This window comes from Arthrobacter terrae (assembly GCF_015708085.1).
Lineage (GTDB): Bacteria > Actinomycetota > Actinomycetes > Actinomycetales > Micrococcaceae > Arthrobacter_M > Arthrobacter_M terrae.
The window spans coordinates 124,310-142,379 of the sequence record NZ_JADNYM010000009.1 but is presented as its reverse complement, the minus strand read 5'-3'; the positions used below and the strand labels follow the sequence as shown (position 1 = coordinate 142,379).

At 64.0% G+C, this 18,070-nt stretch carries 11 protein-coding genes; 7 read left to right on the top strand and 4 right to left on the bottom strand.

Features of this window, described 5'->3' with window-relative positions:
* Positions 1–109: 109 nt before the first annotated feature.
* Complete coding sequence (locus IV500_RS08870; RefSeq protein WP_196396434.1) at positions 110–793, bottom strand: 3'-5' exonuclease; 684 nt, start codon at positions 791–793, stop codon at positions 110–112.
* Positions 794–969: 176 nt separating this feature from the next.
* Between IV500_RS08870 and IV500_RS08865 the strand changes: the two genes are divergently transcribed.
* Genes IV500_RS08865 through IV500_RS08855 form a run of 3 tightly spaced genes read left to right on the top strand, consistent with a single transcriptional unit; the run spans position 970 to position 8,398 of the window.
* Positions 970–1,398, top strand: a complete 429-nt coding sequence (locus tag IV500_RS08865; RefSeq protein WP_196396433.1) for an MGMT family protein — start codon at positions 970–972, stop codon at positions 1,396–1,398.
* Complete coding sequence (locus tag IV500_RS08860; RefSeq protein WP_376770195.1) at positions 1,395–4,832, top strand: ATP-dependent helicase; 3,438 nt, start codon at positions 1,395–1,397, stop codon at positions 4,830–4,832. Before IV500_RS08865 ends, IV500_RS08860 begins: the two co-directional genes overlap by 4 nt.
* Positions 4,829–8,398, top strand: a complete 3,570-nt coding sequence (locus tag IV500_RS08855; protein ID WP_196396432.1) for an ATP-dependent helicase — start codon at positions 4,829–4,831, stop codon at positions 8,396–8,398. The genes IV500_RS08860 and IV500_RS08855 overlap by 4 nt, the downstream gene beginning before the upstream one ends.
* On the opposite strand, the gene IV500_RS08850 is transcribed toward IV500_RS08855, so the two are convergent.
* Positions 8,376–9,770: a macrolide 2'-phosphotransferase gene (locus tag IV500_RS08850; protein ID WP_196396431.1), complete on the bottom strand. Its 1,395-nt coding sequence runs from the start codon at positions 9,768–9,770 to the stop codon at positions 8,376–8,378. The two genes, IV500_RS08855 and IV500_RS08850, sit on opposite strands and share 23 nt — an antisense overlap.
* A gap of 200 nt (positions 9,771–9,970) precedes the next feature.
* Here IV500_RS08850 and nudC point away from each other — a divergent pair, with 200 nt between their 5' ends.
* Together nudC and IV500_RS08840 are read left to right on the top strand one after the other, a co-directional pair.
* On the top strand, positions 9,971–10,978 hold the full coding sequence (gene nudC / locus IV500_RS08845) for an NAD(+) diphosphatase (protein ID WP_196396430.1): 1,008 nt from the start codon (positions 9,971–9,973) through the stop codon (positions 10,976–10,978).
* The gene (locus IV500_RS08840) at positions 10,975–13,128 is read left to right on the top strand and encodes an ATP-dependent DNA helicase UvrD2 (protein WP_196396429.1); all 2,154 of its coding nucleotides are present in this window, start codon (positions 10,975–10,977) and stop codon (positions 13,126–13,128) included. Before nudC ends, IV500_RS08840 begins: the two co-directional genes overlap by 4 nt.
* A gap of 31 nt (positions 13,129–13,159) precedes the next feature.
* Here IV500_RS08840 and IV500_RS08835 read toward each other — a convergent pair whose 3' ends face one another.
* Positions 13,160–14,239: a ThiF family adenylyltransferase gene (locus tag IV500_RS08835; protein ID WP_196396428.1), complete on the bottom strand. Its 1,080-nt coding sequence runs from the start codon at positions 14,237–14,239 to the stop codon at positions 13,160–13,162.
* Positions 14,240–14,394: 155 nt separating this feature from the next.
* Here IV500_RS08835 and IV500_RS08830 point away from each other — a divergent pair, with 155 nt between their 5' ends.
* Complete coding sequence (locus IV500_RS08830) at positions 14,395–15,048, top strand: M48 metallopeptidase family protein (RefSeq protein WP_196396427.1); 654 nt, start codon at positions 14,395–14,397, stop codon at positions 15,046–15,048.
* Here the strand turns inward: IV500_RS08830 and IV500_RS08825 are convergent.
* Complete coding sequence (locus IV500_RS08825; protein WP_196396426.1) at positions 15,041–16,459, bottom strand: zinc-dependent metalloprotease; 1,419 nt, start codon at positions 16,457–16,459, stop codon at positions 15,041–15,043. The two genes, IV500_RS08830 and IV500_RS08825, sit on opposite strands and share 8 nt — an antisense overlap.
* 406 nt (positions 16,460–16,865) lie before the next feature.
* Between IV500_RS08825 and IV500_RS08820 the strand changes: the two genes are divergently transcribed.
* The gene (locus IV500_RS08820) at positions 16,866–18,017 is read left to right on the top strand and encodes a YlbL family protein (RefSeq protein WP_312875872.1); all 1,152 of its coding nucleotides are present in this window, start codon (positions 16,866–16,868) and stop codon (positions 18,015–18,017) included.
* Positions 18,018–18,070: the final 53 nt, after the last annotated feature.

The following is an 18,070-nucleotide window of genomic DNA, read 5'->3' as shown; positions in this document are numbered from 1 at the left end:
CGTACCGCCAACGCCCGGAATCAACGCACATCCGAAGCCGACACGTCGACCGCGCCGGCGAGGTGTGAGATATGTCCTATATGGTCGCCTGCGTTGCTGCCTGCCCGCTCTAAATGAGGACGGGCCAGTGCCGCTCGATAACCGCAGCGGGGTCCTTGCGGCGCAGATAGGCCTGAAAATCCGCCGCCTGGGCCGCGGCCCAGCCGATCTGGGAGGCATGCAGTGCTCCGGCCTCAAGCTGCAGCTCGGGGAACCGCACCGCCAGGGCATCAGCGAGGCGGATTGTGGCCAGTGCGTCGGCGGCCGACGTGTGCGCGTCCTCGAGACTAACGCCGTATTCCTGACACAATGCGCCCAGTGTCCGCCGCCCCTTGCGGTATTTATGCACCTGCTTATTGCAGATATAAGGGTCAATCACCGGCAATGCACTCAGCGGCGGCACACCATACCGGAAGGATTCGCGGGCCAGTACGGTGAAGTCGTAGCAGGCATTGAACGCGAGCACGGGAATGCCGCTGGCAAACAGGCCGGCCAGCACCTGGGACACCTCGGCGGCCGCACGTTCTGCCGGAAGCCCGAGCTGCCGCGCCCGTTCCGTCGTCACGCCATGAATCGCCGTCACCTCGGCGGGAATCTCGACGCCGGGATCGGCAAGCCAATCGTGCTCGGCAGTTACGGTCCCGCCGCCGTCGACTACTACAATCGACGCGGTGACCAGCCGTGCCTCGCGCGGGTCCCGGCCCGTGGTCTCGACGTCGAACGCTGCCCGGGGACGTGTATGCCAACTGTTCATAAATCCACCGTACGGGGTACTACCGACAGGATCCGCCACCCCGCCACCCGTCCCGGTCCTGCTCCGTCCCGGTCCTGCTCCGTGCCGGTCCTGCTCCGTGCCGGTCCTGCTCCGTGCGCAGCCGCGCCGGGCCGGTGAGAAGCGGACGCTTTCCCGCGCGCATTAGGCTGGTGGATATGCGTGCTCAGTACATAAATGCCGTGCTCGAAGTGGTGGACCTCATCCCGGTCGGCGCCGTGCTTGCCTATGGCGACATTGCGGTTCTGCTGGACGACGGCGGTCCGCGGCAAGTAGGTGCGGTGATGTCGCGCTACGGCAGCGCCGTTGCGTGGTGGCGGGTGATCAGGGCCAGCGGACAGCCGCCGGTCTGCCACGATGCACGCGCCCTGGAGCACTACTGCGACGAGGGGACCGCGCTGCGTCCAGCCAGCCCCCGTGCACAGGACAACTGGCGGGTGGACATCGCTGCCGCGCGGTGGCAGCCGACGGAGCGGGAATTTGTGCTCTTGGACGGCATCCGGACTGGGGTGACCGCCGGCATGGCCTCGACCGTTGATCCTCCCGCCGCTAAAATGTCAGCGCCTCATGATGGACTGGCTTCATGACGCAGACATCGATTCTCGAGCTGGTTCGTCCGGCCGCCATGCACCGGGCCGCTGCCGGGGGCGGGCCGGAACTCAGCTCTGATCAGGAAGCCGTGGTCCGGCTCGGGCCCGGCAGCGGCCCGGTGCTGATCTGGGGCGCCCCGGGAACGGGGAAATCCACCGTCCTGGTGGAAGCAGCAGTAAAACGGATTCAGGACGACGGCGTCGATCCGGCGGGAGTGCTGTTGTTGGGTCCATCGCGGCTGGCCGCTGCGCGGCTGCGCGACGGGCTCAGCACCCGGCTGGACCGGAGCCTGAGCACCTCCCCGGCGCGGACCTGGGCCTCCTATGCTTTCGATGTGCTGCGCCGTGCCAGGGTGGAAGGCCGGTTGCCGCATTTGGAGCGCGCACCGAAGCTGCTCAGCGGTCCGGAGCAGGACCTGATCATCAAGGAGCTCCTCGACGGGCATCGCCTGGGGTTGGGGACTGCACCAACGTGGCCCGCGGATTTGCGTGCTGCCCTGGGTACCCGCGGTTTTCGGCAGGAAATCCGGCAGCTCTTTGACCGCGTCATTGAATATGGCCTGACTCCGGCCGATCTCGCCGGGTTGGGCCAGGAGAACGAGCGGCCGGATTGGATAGCGGCATCCGTGTTGTATGGGGAGTACCGCGACGTCGTGGACTGGGGCAAATCCGGTTCCTTTGACCCTGCAGGCATTATTACCGCTGTGATTGGGCTCTTTGAATCGGATGCCGAGTACCTTGACCGGGAACGGAACCGTCTGCAGTTGATCCTCATCGACGATATCCAGGAAGCGAACCAGGCGGTGCATCGGTTGCTGGAGCTGCTGGGCCGCGGCAAGGATGTCCTCATCACCGCTTGTCCGGACACCGTGGTGCAGGGCTTCCGTGGTGCCCGGCCGGACCTGGCGGGAAATCTCCGCGAGCGGCTGGCCGGATGCGGTTCCGTTGTGGAGGCCGTCCTGAGCACCTCGCATCGGCTGTGCCCCGAACTCGCTCAGGCGTGGGGCCGCGTCGCTGAACGGATTTCGCAAAGCAAGGGCGGCCACAAGGCGCGGGTACTGGAAGCGAACCCGGTTACGGCGGCACGTCGGGAACCCGCCGCAGTCCCTGTTGATCCCGCGGGAGCAGCTGTGCCGCCGGTGTTGGCCGCCCATCTGGTGGCATCCGAGGTCCACGAGCTCCGATTGGTTGCCGAGCGGATTCTTCACGCGCAACACCACGATGGCAGGCAGCTGGCGGACATTGCGGTGATTGTACGCACCGGCTCGCAGCTGGCCCGGTTCCAGCGGTATTTGGGCGGGCAGGGGATCCCTGTCAAGGTTCCCGTTGCGGAGAATGCGGTTCGTGACGAAGCCGCCGTGCAGCCACTCCTGGACGCGTTCCGCATTGTGCTCGAACCCGATCTCCTCGATGCCGAGCTTGCCGTTTCCCTGTTGACATCGCGGTTGGGACGATCCACATCGATCAACCTGCGGCGGCTTCGACAGGCTCTGCGCCAGGAAGAGCGCAGCGGTGGCGGCGGTAAGGCCAGTGACGCCCTGCTCGTAGAGGCACTGCTGGATCCCACCGCGTTCTCACAGTTGGGCTGGGACGGGAAGAACGCCGCCAGAATGGCGGGGATGCTGTCCGCCGGGCGCAAAGCTGTCGCGGATCCCGGGGCAAACGCCGAAACAGTCCTTTGGGCGCTGTGGGATGAAGCAGACTGCTCCGATTACTGGGCGGCCCAGGCGATTGCCGGTGGTCCGGCAGGAATACGTGCCGACCGCGATCTGGATGCGATTATGGCGCTCTTCCAAACGGCCGAACGTTACGTGGATCAACTGCCCGGATCCAGTCCGCAGCAGTTCCTGGAATATCTGCTGAATCAGGAACTGCCGATGGACACACTTGCCGCACGTGCCCAGCGCAGCGATGCCGTGGAAATTCTGACGCCAGCCAGTGCTGCGGGACGGGAATGGCCGGTGGTGATTGTCGCGGGTCTGCAGGAAGGTATCTGGCCTGATACCCGCTTACGCGGTGAGTTGCTTGGCAGCCAACTGCTGGTGGATGTCCTGGAACGCGGCCCGGCAGCCGCGCGTCAACTCGGACCTGCGACACGTCTGCGGGAGATCCGCTATGACGAATTGCGCAGCTTTTCCACCGCGATTTCGCGCGCCCGCGAACGGTTGATCTGCACTGCCGCTTCGTCAGCGGATCTGCAGCCCTCCCAGTTCCTGGACATTGTCGCGCCGTGGGAACCTGCTCAGACCGGCCCGGAACACGGCAACCCGCTGCAGGGCCGGCCCGTGGAACAGGTCAGCCGGCCCATGACCTTGCGTTCCCTGGTGGCGGAACTGCGCCAGGCAGGGGAGGCTGCAGCGGCCGAATTAGCGCCCGATACAGTGGTGCAGCCTGAACCGGTGCACGTCGAAACGGTGCCGCCTACACCCGTGCACGTTGGACCGGTGCAGGTTAAACCGTTGCAGGCGCAGGCAGCAGAATCGGCACGCATACTGGCGATCCTCGCTGCCGCCGGTGCTCCGGGAGCAGCGCCGGAGACGTGGTGGGGGCTGGCGCCGCTGAGCTCAACGGCAGCTATCGTTGCGCCGGATGAACCGGTGAAAGTTTCCCCCTCAAAGGTCGAAGCCGTACTGAAGTCTCCGCTCAATTGGTTCGTGCAGGCCGCCGGAGGAGAGGCAGCGACGGACTTCGCGCGGAGTTTGGGCACACTGGTGCACTCGATTGCTCAGGAATACCCGGACGCTGCAGGGCACGAATATCTGGCCGAGCTGCAGCGACGTTGGCCGGCGCTGGGAATGAAGGAAAATTGGGAAGGAAAACTGGACTTCAAGCGCGCGGAAGAAATGGTCCGCAAGCTCGCGCAGTATGTCGTGCAGATGCGAACCGAAGGCCGCAGCCTGCTCGCAGTGGAAGAGGATTTCAGCGTGGACCTTTGCGCTGCGGCTGATGAAGCTGATCCCGTCGCAGGGGAGGGGCGAAACACGGCCTTTCACCGCACCATCACGCTCCGTGGACAGGTGGATCGGCTTGAAATAGATGCGGAAGGAAATCTTGTCATTATCGACCTGAAAACCGGCCGGCGGAAGCCTAAGGCGGCCGAGCTCGCTGAGCATCCGCAGCTGGGGGCCTACCAGGCGGCCGTGGCGGCCGGTGCTTTCGAGCACCTGGACGGGGTTGGCAGCGAAGCTCGAGCCGGTGGTGCGAGGCTGGCCCAACTGGGCGACGGGACCAAGGCGCTGAACGTACAGGAGCAGGATGCCCTGAGTTCGCAGCACGACTGGGCGACGCCACTTGTCCGCAAGGCAGCCGGATTGATGTCTGGAGCCACCTTCGAGGCCATCCATGATCACGGAAGTGCCAGCATGAACGGCGGCTGTCCGGTCCCCGAAATCTGTCCGCTGTGCAGCGCTGGAAAGCAGATCACCGAATGAGCATCGATGTCACCGATAAGCCTGTCAACGACCGGCAAACGCACGTATCACCTTCTGAACTCGCTGAGTTGCTGGGTGCGCTTCCACCCACCGAAGAACAGGCCAGAATCATCTCCTCGCCGCTGGAGCCGCTGTTGGTGATCGCAGGTGCCGGTTCGGGAAAGACCACGACGATGGCTGACAGGGTGGTTTGGCTGGTGGCCAACGGCTTCGTCCTGCCGGAGGAAATTCTCGGCGTCACCTTCACCCGAAAGGCGGCGGGAGAGCTCGCCGGGCGGATCCGCCGCCAGCTGGCGAAGCTGAGCGCATTGGCTCAGTCAGCACATGGCACAATCGCGTTCGGTTCCGCTGCCGCAGAAGCGCTGGAACCTAAAGTCAGCACCTATCATTCCTATGCCAGCGGCATAGTCACTGATTACGGGCTTCGTCTGGGGATCGAGCGGGACGCTGTGGTGTTGGGAGGCGCGGAGTCCTGGCAGCTGGCCAGCCAAGTCGTGGAGGCCTATGACGGCGGGTACGAGCATTTCTCCGCCGCTAAATCGACGCTGGTCAAGGCGGTACTGGACCTGGCCGGCGAATGCTCCGAACATCTGCAGGATCCGCTCCATGTGCGTGCCACCGTGGAAGCGTTGGCGGAGCAGCTCGCGGCCCTGCCGTACCTGGAAGGTAAAGTCCGTGCCTCCACTAAAGGGGTGGCAGACCTGGTCGATGTGCTGCGGACCAGGGGCAGCGTGGCAGAGATGGTTATCCGCTATACGCTGGCCAAGCGCAACCGCAACGCGCTCGATTACGGAGATCTGGTCGCGCTTGCAGCACAAATCGCAGATCAGGTGCCGCAGGCAGCTGATCTGGAACGCCAACGCTATAAAGTGGTGTTGCTCGACGAATTCCAGGACACATCCCACGCCCAGCTCCAGCTGTTTGCCAAATTATTCGGCGACGGCCACCCGGTAACGGCGGTGGGGGATCCGCATCAATCCATCTATGGTTTCCGCGGAGCATCGGCCGGGCAGCTTTTCCGGTTTCCGGAGATCTTCCGCACTGCTGCCGGCGGCTTTTCCCCTACCGCGGAACTGACAACTGCCTGGCGGAACTCCATCAACATCCTCAATGCCGCCAATGTCATGTCCGGCGAGCTGAACGCGGCCCAGCGGCGGAAGACAGCTGAACGCCGGAACGCTGGGCCGGCAGTGACCGTTTCGCCCTTGCGGCAGAGGGACGATGCCGCGGCCGGCACGGTGTTGCTGGCACGTTACGCCACTGTGGTGGATGAGGCGGACGCCGTGGCAAAGAGCATTCTGTCGCAGAAAGACTTCCGTACCAAATGGGTGGCAGGAGGTGGCCGGCGGCCAGTGCCGGAGGCTACTGAACCGACAACGGTCGGCATTTTGTGCCGCCGTCGGGCACAGTTCCTCCCGCTGCAAAGTTCGCTCGAAGCACACGGCATTCCCTATGAAATAGTCGGCCTGGGCGGACTTTTGGAGACGCCGGAAATAGTGGATCTGGTCGCTACCCTGCGGGTGCTTGCCGATCCGGGGCGCTCGGATTCGCTGATGCGGCTGCTCGCCGGAGCGCGCTGGCGACTCGGGCCATCGGATCTGATGGCTCTGGCGGACTGGTCCAGATACTTGGCCAGACAACGCGAACATGCGGTGGATATCCAGGAGGGGACAGAGGCAGCCGCCCCGGAAACCGGCCTCGTGACGGACCTGTCCGGGGAACAGGTTTCGGGCCCGACCGCTGATATAGCTGTTGAGCTCGACTTGGTGGATGGTTCCAGTCTGGTCGAGGGCCTGGATCAGCTCAAACGTGATTTTTGGCCGGACAGGCTTGTCCGTACGTTGACGCCGGCGGGATTGGAGCGGCTGCTGGCCCTGCGGGACGAGCTTCGGTATCTGCGCAGCTTTGTCGGTGATGACCTGACAACGCTGCTCGGAGAAGTTGAGCGGACCATGTTGTTGGATATCGAGCTGGCTGCCAAACCGAATTCAAGCATTCACCATGCCCGACGGAATCTCGACGCGTTTGCGGACGCCGCGGCGGACTTTATGCAGGCCGCCGATCGAGTGGATCTACTGGCTTTTCTCGGCTGGCTGGAAACGGCTGAATCGGAGGAAAACGGCCTCGAAATGACCCAGCCGGAGGTGAATCCGGACGCGGTGCAGCTGCTGACTGTGCACGCGTCCAAGGGACTGGAGTGGGACGTGGTCTATGTCCCAGGACTCAACGAGGGTGCTTTCCCCAGCGGTAGAGTGAACCGCTGGTCCCAAGGTGCTGCCTCGCTGCCGTGGCCTTTGCGCGGCGACAGCGAGGACCTGCCGGAATGGGACCTGTCGATGCCTGACCAGAAGGGCTGGCTGGACAGTGAGAAACTCTATGCGGAGGACGTCAAAGCCCATGGCGAAGAAGAGGAGCGGCGGCTGGCCTATGTGGCGTTCACGCGGGCCAAAAATTTCCTGATGTGCTCCTCAACGGTCTGGAGCGCCGGGCGTGCAAAACCGACGGCCGCCTCGATCTTTTTGTCCGAGTTGCTGCCGCTGACCGAGCTGAACCCCCGGCAGGCGGTCCTGGGGGATTGGCTTCCGGAGGGTGACCAGGGCGAAGTGAACCCGTTAACAGCCGGTGTCGAGAGCGCGCAGTGGCCCTATGATCCGCTGGAAGGGCCCCGGATTTCCGGCAGGCCGGTGTCCGGGCGGAAGAAAACCGGCCGCCGGATGGCGGTGGAAGGCTCGGCACACGCGGTTTACGCCGAATTGGCCCGTTTGGCGCAACGGGGTGGGACTGTGTCAGCTGCGACGTTAGCGGCAGAAGCTGATTTCCTGTCGCTGAATCCGCGCTGGGGAAAGGAAGCGTCGCTCCTGCTGGCTCAGCGGGGCCTGCAGTCCCGGACGGCACCGGTTCAATTGCCCGCCCATATTTCCGCTTCCCTGCTGGTGGACCTCGGAGACAATCCCGCCGCGGTGACGCGCAACCTTCGTCGTCCGGTGCCACGAAAACCCGGAATGGCTGCACGGAAAGGGACCGCTTTCCATGCATGGGTGGAGGAATACTTTGGCACTTCCGGTCAGCTGGACCTCGACGAAGTCCCCGGGGCGGACAGCTACGTCGATGAGGCTTATGGGTTAGAACCGATGCAGGCGACATTCCGGGCATCGCTGTGGGCCCAGCGGACGCCGGAAATGCTGGAAGTACCCGTGGAGACGCGCGTCGGTGACGTCGTAGTCCGGGGCAGAATCGACGCGGTGTTCCGCGATGCGGACGGTGCCTGGGATCTGATCGACTGGAAAACCGGGCGCGTGCCATCCGCAGCGGCGCTGAGCGTCCGGTCCGTGCAGCTCGCCGTCTATCGGCTGGCGTGGTCCCGGCTTATGGGAATTGAGCTGCAGGACGTTCGTGCCGCGTTCTACTTTGTTGGACAGGACAAGCTCATCCGTCCGCATAATCTGGCGGGCGAAGTTGAGCTGGAACGCATCGTCAGCTCGGCCTACTCGGCTGGCGCGTCCGGGGACGCAGGAGACTCGGGCACAGGGGATAGAACGGACATCAACGTGAGTGCAGTGGAATAACGTTCATCGCAGCGGTACGGGTGTCGTCAGCGGCCGCCCCGGCCGCTGGATCTTCGTGCCCTGGGTCGCCGGCGCCGGCGGTAAGGTCGGCCGTTTCCTGAGCAGCAGCCTCGGGGGCGGCTGTCTCCTGAGCAGTGGTCTCAGAGGTGGCTGTCTCCTTGGCTGCGGCTTCCGTCGTCGTTGCGGATCTCTGATTGGCGCCCTCACCGACCGCAGATGTGACCTTGGCTGTACCTTCGGCGCACCCGCTACCTGCCGCGGGCGCTGTGCCGGTGGTTGTATCACCGGCATCTTTCGTGCCGCCGTCGTCGATGGTTCCGACCGTGACCTTGTTGCTCGCCTCCGCACTGCTGCTGACTTCCACGTTGAGTTCAAATACGGGATCAGCGGTCCCCGCGGCACCGGCAGGGGCCCCAGCAGCTGCGGCAGCCTGGATTTCCGGCTCGATACTGATCGGCTGGCCGCCGAACGTTGCAATGTCGTTCTCCAGCGTCCGCAGCATGTCCTCGGCCTCGGCCACCATCTGTTGATCATTGGCGGCTACCCCCTTGACCAGCCACTGCGCCAAGGCAAATTCAGCGGAGAGTGCAGCACGGCGCAGCAGATGGCGGTCCGTCATATCTTTCCGCGCGACAGCGTAGGACTCGTGAACAGCGTCTACGAAAGGCTGGTTATTAATGGCCACCAGCCAGGCGAAGTCATCGGCGGGATCACAGACCCGCAAATCCGTCCAGCCGGTAATGGCCGTTACGCGGCGTCCCTCAATGAGTACGTTGTCTTCGTGCAGATCGCCGTGGACCACGCACGGGCTGAAGCGCCACAGCACCACGTCCTCCAGAGCGTGTTCCCATCGGCGCAGCAGCGCGGGGGGAATTTTACCGGTCGTTGCGGCTTGATCCAGCTCATTGAGCCGACGCTGACGAAATTCGTTGGCGGTATAGCTGGGCAGATCCGCGCCGTCCACCAAAGCCGGGGGCAGGTCGTGGATTGCAGCCATCGCAGCCCCGATTTCCTTGGCCAGGACAGTCCCGCCGGCAGCCAATTCCTCCACTGACTGAGCAGTTCCGGACAGGTGCGAGTACACAAAGGTAGTCAGCTCGCCGCGGCGAACGGTCCCGGCCACAGTCGGCAGCAGGAACGGGAGCTCAGCGCGCACACCGGGGGGAAAGGCGCGCAGCACCAGCAGCTCCGTCTCAAGCCGGGCGCTGGCCTCCGGATGGCGAGGCGACCTGACACGCCAGCGTTTGCGGTCTCCGTCCAGCAATACCGCGGAATCGAAATCGGCTGCGTCGTCCGGTTCCGGGGCACAGGCAACGGGGGCCAGGCCGGGCACAGCTGCGGTCGCTACCGCAGCCAATTCGATGGGTGTCATTCGTCTCACCCTTCCACCGTAAGGGGGTCGGCTCTAAACAGACTGTTTCGGCACGGCGAGTCGCCCGAACCGTTATTCATCCCACATCCAAAGGATCCGCAGCTTAAGGCACGCTGCTGGGCATGTACCGGGGGTACTGTCGGTGCAAATGTGCGGCTGCGGGAATGTGCAATGTCGGTCCGACTGCGTACGGTAGATAGATGATTCAAACCGAACCGCTGCCGTGGACCGAAGCCGTCTTGGACCGGGGCTGCGAGCGCCGATCGGCTGCCGGTTTTCTTGAGGGCCTGCTGTCCTCGGAGGAGAGCCGCTGCATGGTCCTTGTTGACGGCAAAACCCTTATCCAGTCCGAGCGAATAGTTTTTGTGGATGCACGCCAGCTCGCGCCGGACGCGCTGGCCGTCTATTTGGGGCGGGCGACGGCGGCACTCGCCCCGGTGCCCGGCGCAGCTCCCGTGCAAGTGCAGCTCTCAAGCCCCGATTCGACTCCGCCACGGCTCTCCCCGGAGGACGATATTCTGCTGGTTGTCCTGCCCGCCGAAGCTGCGGCAGCCGTTCTCGCGATGGCGCCGGCCGGTACCCGCCTGGCGGGGTACCGCGAAGCTGCGCTGAGCCTGCCGGCTGCCGATGCGGGCATATTCATCGAGGCGAGCGCCATTGCCAACTGGCACCGCACCCACAAACATTGTCCGCTCTGTGGCGCGCTTACCCGCACCGAAGCTGCCGGCTGGGTCCGGCGCTGCCCGCAGGATAATTCGGAGCACTACCCGCGCACTGATCCGGCGATAATTGTCGCTGTTGTCGGACCGGATGAGCGAATCCTCCTCGCTGGCGGGTCCAACTGGGAAGCCAATCGCTATTCAACACTGGCCGGCTTTGTTGAACCCGGGGAATCGCTGGAACAGGCCGTAGTACGTGAGATTGGCGAGGAAGTCGGGGTGCGGTTGCATTCACCGACTTACTTGGGTTCACAGGCTTGGCCCTTTCCGGCATCACTGATGCTCGGCTACCTGGCCCGGACGGAGGACACGGAGGCAGTTCCGGACGGCGTGGAGATCACCCGCGCACGCTGGTTCAGCCGTGACGAACTTCAACAGGCGGTCAGCAGCGGTGAAATCGTGATCTCAACGCGGACGTCAATTGCCCGCGCCCTGATTGAGAACTGGTACGGCGGCAGGATTCTTGAGGCCGGGGAGGTGAATGAATGACCGAAGAACCGGCGCCGATTCTCGATGAGCGGACCCTGGAGGAACGGATACTGGCCGGGCTCGACGACGAGCAGCGGACCGTCGCGACGACGCTAACCGGACCGGTGTGTGTACTGGCCGGCGCCGGTACTGGAAAGACCCGGGCCATTACCCATCGGATCGCCTACGGAGTGCACAGCGGTGTTTATAACCCGCAACGCCTGCTGGCCGTGACGTTTACGGCACGGGCAGCGGCTCAAATGCGCGCCCGGTTACGCGATCTTGGCGTTGGCAATGTGCAGGCGAGGACCTTTCATGCGGCCGCTCTGCGCCAACTTCAGTTTTTCTGGCCGCAGGCCGTCGGCGGTGTCATTCCCGGACTGCTCGATCACAAGGCGCAGCTGATTGCCGAAGCGGCCCGTCGGCTGCGGCTGGCGTCCGACCGCGCTTCGATCCGGGACCTTGCCGCCGAGATCGAGTGGGCCAAGGTCTCCATGCTGACGCCGGAAACGTATCTGACGCATGCACAGGATCGGGGGGAGCCCGGGGGACTGGACCGGACCGCCGTCGGCCGTCTCTTCCAGGCCTATGAGGACGTCAAAACGGACCGGAACGTTATTGATTTCGAGGACGTGCTGCTGATTACGGTGGGAATCCTGCAGGAAGACCCGCGGGTAGCGGCTACGGTGCGGGAGCAGTACCGGCATTTCGTGGTGGACGAATACCAGGATGTTTCGCCGCTGCAGCAGCGCATGCTTGACCTGTGGCTCGGTGGCAGGGAAGACCTGTGCGTGGTCGGAGATGCCAGCCAGACCATCTATTCCTTCACCGGCGCTACCTCGCGGCACCTGCTTGACTTCCCGGCCCGCTACCCGAAGGCGCAGCTGGTGAAGCTGGTGAAGGATTACCGCTCCACGCCGCAGGTTGTGCAACTGGCGAATTCACTGCTGGCCGCACGCCGCAGTGCCGGTCTCTCGGCCGACGCCGGCTGGTCCCCTCCGCTGCACCTCGAGGCGCAACGGCCCGCAGGTCCGGTACCCGAGTTTGTCGAATGCAGCGATGATGAAGCCGAAGCCGCGGCGGTGGCTGGACGGATCAAGGCCCTGATTGCCAGCGGTACGCCGGCGAGTGAGGTCGCTGTCCTCTTCCGCACTAATGGCCAGTCGCAAGCGTATGAGCAGGCGCTGGCATCCATCGGTGTCGGCTACCAATTGCGTGGCGGTGAGCGGTTCTTTGCCCGCAAGGAAGTCCGGGACGGTATTCTCCAGCTCCGGGCGGCCTCACGAGCCACCGCGGGGGAACCGGTGGGTCAGCTGGTCAGGGACGTATTGGCCACCCTCGGTTACACCGACGATCCGCCACAATCAGGGGGTGCCGTGCGCGAACGCTGGGAGTCCCTGGCCGCGCTGGTGGCACTGGCAGATGAGCTGGTGGCAAGCAGAGACTCGGCCGAGGGCGGCTTTAGCCTGGCTGACTTCGTGGTGGAACTGCAGGAACGATCCGTTGCCCAGCACGCTCCGACGGTGCAAGGGGTGACGCTGGCGTCCTTGCATTCAGCCAAGGGGCTGGAATGGGACGCCGTGTTCCTTGTCGGCCTCAGCGAGGGGCTAATGCCGATCTCCTTTGCAGATACGGCTGAGAGTGTTGATGAAGAACGCCGCCTGCTGTATGTCGGGATCACGCGTGCCCGTGAGTTCCTGGGCCTGTCCTGGTCGACGGCCCGGACGCCGGGCGGGCGGGCCAATCGCAAGCCGTCCCGATTCCTCGACGGGCTCAGACCCAATTCGACGCGTAGCCCTGGCAGCACGGGAAAGGGCTCCGCGCTGAACCCCACACGAAAAACCCGTAAGCCGGCGGCGCCATCGACCTGCAGGGTCTGCGGTAAGATGCTCTCCTCCGGTGCCGAGCGCAAGGTGGGCCGGTGCAGCGATTGCCCGCCCAGCTACGAGGAAGCGACGTTTGACGCGCTTCGCCAGTGGCGTCTTCAGGAGTCCAAAGAGGCGGACGTGCCGGCCTTTGTTGTCTTCACAGACGCCACTCTCGTGGCGATCGCGGAAGCCAGGCCCCAATCCACGGCGGAGCTCTCCGGGTTGCCCGGTGTCGGTCCGGCCAAGCTGGAACGCTATGGCGAGGCTGTCCTTGAAATTCTTATGACGGACTCCGCCAGCTGAACGCCACGGCTATAGCTGTTGAGACGGCCGGTCAGTAAGCTTCCAGCGCGGCAGGGTCTGCGACCTCAAGCTGTCGCTGAAATTGACAGCTGCAGTCCGGATGACGGGCGTACCGGCGGTGCAGCCAGATACCGTCGGATGCGCGAAAGGTCAAAACGGCGGACCAGCTTGCCGGCCGGTTGACGCCGTCGAGGAACACCAGCGCCTGGCGAGCGGCCGAGCCAGCGACGCATAAGGCCATCGAGCTCTCCTCTGACGGGACCTGCCAGTCCTGCCCCGGGTTGCCCAACTCGGCGCAGAGCCGCGGCCACTGCGCATCCACCTCGGCGCGGTATCGTTCCACGCATTCGCCGCAGGCCGTTTCCCCCGGGACCACCAGAGGACCGATGGTGGCGTCTTGTTCACGCTGCAGGACCACAAGATGCGGGTGGTCACAGCTCATCAGCTGCGCCAGACCATCCTGATCAACGGCATCGCGTCCGGTGTAGATCACCAGATCCACGGTTTGCGGACAGGTCCCGTCCTCGGGCAGTGACCGGACCACATGGGACTGGCAGGCGGAGTCGAGGCTGCGCAGATGTCGGCGAACGGCCGCCGCGCGATTCATGCCGATGTCCGTCATTTTGAAGGCGCCAGGCCCGACGTCGGCCGGCAGCACCGCCCTACCATCCTCCAACAACAAGGTACCGATACCGGCACAGACAAGGACCTGCGCCAGCGCGGCGCCGGTCCGCCCTAAACCAACGAGCCGCAGCACGCAACGTCTGCGGGCGGACACCAGGTCCTGTGCCGGAATACCGTAGACGGCCGCCGCTAGGGCGGTTTCCCCTGCCAATCGTTCACCGCGGTATCCGGGCAGCGCCAACGGTGTGCTGTCGTCGAACAACACGGGCGAGAGCGAGCGAACGATTTCCTCGGCCCGGGTCCTTTCCAGCGCAGCCAGGGCGGCGGTCTCCGGCGTTGCGGCGCTGCCCGTACCGCGTCGCAGCAGTCCGACAAATGCGAGGTCCGCTGCGGTGAGCCCTTCCAGAATGACGCCGCCGGGTCCCATCCCGATCTGCAAAGTGCGCGTATCTCTGGCAGCCACTCTCAGGCCTGGGTTTATTTTCATGGTGCACCTCGGCGTTTCCTGCTGTGTTTTCGTCGACCCGTAGTTCGATGCTGGCACAAACATCCGGCTCTGGTGACGTTATCCACAGCCGGCAGCTGTGCACAGATCCGCAGGCCGTGTGGAAGGTTGTCCGAGGCTGGTTGTAACGTCAAAGTATGCATTCTGATCGAACCTCCAACTCCGGTCTCACGCCCGGTGGTGCGCCCGTTCTCGTCCGCAGGTCGGCGCGCCGCCGCCGCACAGTGGCTGCTTTTTGGGAGGGCGGAACGGCAGTGGTGGCAATTCCCGCCCACTTCAGCGTCGCGCAGGAACGTCTTTGGGTCACCAAGATGGTCGCCAAACTGGAAACCAAGGGTTACGGTCCCTCTAGCGCCGGCGGCGCGGGCAGGAGGACCGACAAGCGCCGCGGCGGCGCCGACGCTGAATTGATGACCCGGGCTGCTGCGCTTTCGTCGCGCTATTTGGCCGGAAAAGCGATACCGGAGACAGTCCGTTGGGTGAGAAATCAGAATTCACGCTGGGGCTCTGCCACCCCGGCGCAGAGGTCCATCCGGCTATCCGACAAACTTCAAGGCATGCCGGGCTGGGTGGTGGACTACGTGTTATTGCACGAGCTCTCGCACCTGCTCGTGGCCTCACACGGGCCGGAGTTTTGGGAGCTGCTGCGGGGCTATCCGCAGTTGGAGCGGGCGAAAGCTTTTTTGGACGGAGTCAGCTATGCGACGTCCCGGGGGCTACCGGGCGGCGACGGCTGCGGTGAGGACGAATCAGACCCGCAGCCGTCAACCGATGCGAACCCGATCAGCTAGACGCGCCGGGGCTGTCCCGGCCATCGTCGGTCTCGCCGTCATCCTGGTGGTCCGCCTGCGCCGCTGCATCCGGACTTTGCTCGAAATCGCCGGCCAGGAGCTTTTCCAGCGCGGCGTCTACGTCGGAATCGGAGGCATCCAGCAGCTTGCGCCGGTCCCCAAAGCCCGATGGATCGTCCAGGTCATCGGCGGTCGGCAGCAGATCCGGATGCTGCCAGATCGCATCCCGGCCCGCTATCCCGCGCTGTTCTTTCAAACCGGCCCACAGCGTGGCGGCTTCCCGGAGGCGGCGTGGTCGCAGTTCAAGTCCCACGAGGGCTCCGAAAGCATGCTCGGCCGGGCCGCCCGTGGCCCTCCGGCGCCGGACCGTCTCCCGTAAGGCAGCGGCCGAGGGCAGGTTACGCGAAGCTTCAAAACTCAGCTCATCTACCCAGCCCTCCACCAACGCCAACGCGGTTTCCAGCTTGGTCAGCGCGGCGTCCTGCTCCGGCGTGCGCTGGGGCATAAAGACGCCTTCCGAGAGAGCGGCCTGAATGGCCTCCGGATTGCTGGGGTCCAGGTCCCGGGCAAGTTCTTCCATCCGGGACATATCAATATGAATCCCGCGCGCATAGGATTCGATGGCGCCCAAGAGGTGACCGCGCAGCCACGGCACCTGGACGAAGAGCCGGGCATGAGCGGCCTCCCGCACCGCAAGGAACAACCGGATGTCCTGTTCGGGCAAATCCAGTCCCTCCCCGAAAACAGCAATGTTGGCCGGCAGGAGGGCCATCTGCAGATCGGCCAGCGGAACGCCGATGTCTGTGGAGCTCACCACTTCGCGGGCCAAGGCCCCAACGGCCTGTCCCAGCTGCATACCGAAAAGTGCGCCGCCCATATTCTGCAGCATGGACGAAGCACCGCCCATCATTGACTTCATTTCCTCCGGCAGCTGCTCGCTGAGCGTATTTGACAGGGCAAAGGCAATGCTGTTCGCCACCGGCTCGGTGAGCCGCTTCCACGTCCCCAGCGTCTCCTCTACCCACTCCGCCCGGGACCATGCCCGGCCGATCAAACCGGTGCTGGGCAGGTCCGTCACGGGGTCCAGCCACAACTCCGCCAACCGCAGAGCTTCGTCTACTTCCCGCGATTGGGCAGCGGTGACGGACGGATCCCCGCCCGCTACGGCCTGCCGGGCGTTGTCGTGGGCCAGCTCCCAGTTCACCGGTTCATCGCTCTGATTGCTCATCATGGCCTGAACCTGCGCAAACAGCGCAGAAAGGGCCTGAGGGTCGTCCGGAAGTCCGGCTGCCTTTGCCAGCGCCGCCGGATCGAACCCTTCCATGCCCTGGCCGCCCATCAGATTGGCCAGCATTTCCGACAGCGGATCCTTGGGAGTTTCATCATCGTTGTTTGCTGGGGTCGATGTCATATGGGGGCCGTTCCTAGGAGGGCTAACTTCTTAACTTCACGTTACCGCCGCCTGCGCTTCCTTGTCTGCCCGGCGGGGTACCGTTCGCTAACGGCCAACCGGGCAATACCGACAAACCAGTTCATCGTTCGCTACCGGCATAGCGGTACATGCTAATGGCGGCCAAACCGTTACCGGCGATCCTCTGCCGGAGCACGTAGGCTAGGGGTTTGGACCCGTGCGTGGGTTCAGCGTCGCTGGTGTTGGTGGAACGGTCCGAAGACAATGTGGTCCGAAGACAACGTGGTCAGCAGACAACGTGGTCAGGCAGAGAGAGACGCGTACGTCGCTTGAGAATGAAACAGGTGTGGACAGCAGGTATGGGTAACAGTTACGGGCGGCATCTTGCGCAGAAGAGGTACAGGTTGTGAGCGATCCGAATACCGGGGGACCCAGGGAGGGGCCGCCCGTTGGTGGCCGCGCCTCCGCTTGGGCTTCCTGGACGAAGCCGCTCGCACCCCAGCGGCCCCGCGACGGACGCTTCTTCACCATGATCGTCTCGGGTGTACTGGCTGCGGCATTATGCATAGTGGCGCTGACGCTTCCCGTGCCGTACGTGATCGAATCCCCGGGACCCACTTTCAACACATTGGGCAAAGACGGCTCCAACCCTGTTATTCAGGTCAGCGGACATTCAACATATCCGGCCGCCGGGCAGCTGGACCTGGTGACTGTTTACGTCAGCGGCGGCCCTACCAGCAGCGTCAATATCGTTCAGGCCTATCGGGCTTGGCTGGACAGCAGCCGATCGGTGATTCCCGAGGAACTGGTGTACGCACCTGGGACAAGCCAACAGGAGGTAAACAGCCAGAACGCCGTCGCCATGACAACGTCGCAGGAGGATGCAACTGCTGCTGCTTTGACCCAATTAAAGATTTCGTACCAGACCAGACTGGCGGTTGCAGCGATTCCTCAGCAGTCCGCTTCTGCAGGCCAGCTGGAACCCGGCGATGTCCTGGTGTCAGTCAACGGAGCACCCGTTACGACCCTGAAGGTCATTCAGGATGCATTAGCTGCCAGCAACGGCGAGGCTGTCAGTGTTCAGGTGCAGCGCGGCTCCGACATGTTGACCAAGAGCATAACCCCGCAAAAAGGCGACGGCGGCAAATACCTGCTCGGTATTGCCCTGCAGTACAAGTTTAACTTCCCCTTCGACGTCAATATTGCGCTCAGCAATGTCGGCGGCCCCAGTGCCGGAATGATGTTCGCGCTGGGGATTATCGATACCCTGACGCCGGGGGATTTGACCGGTGGGAAACACTTTGCCGGGACAGGAACCATCGAACCGGGCGGCACGGTCGGGGCGATAGGCGGGATCGCGCAGAAAATGATCGGCGCACGGCACAGCGGTGCCACCGTCTTTCTGGCCCCGGCCGCTAACTGCAATGAGGTGGCCGGCCATGTCCCGGACGGTCTGCAGGTGGTGAAGGTGCAAACGCTGCAGCAGGCTTATGACGCGGTCGCACAAATCGCCGCCGGCAAGGACAGCTCCGCACTCCCGACCTGTCAGGCCGGGTGAGAGCGGCCATGACTTCGAATTTTTATTCCACACTGACATCAGCACTCCCATCA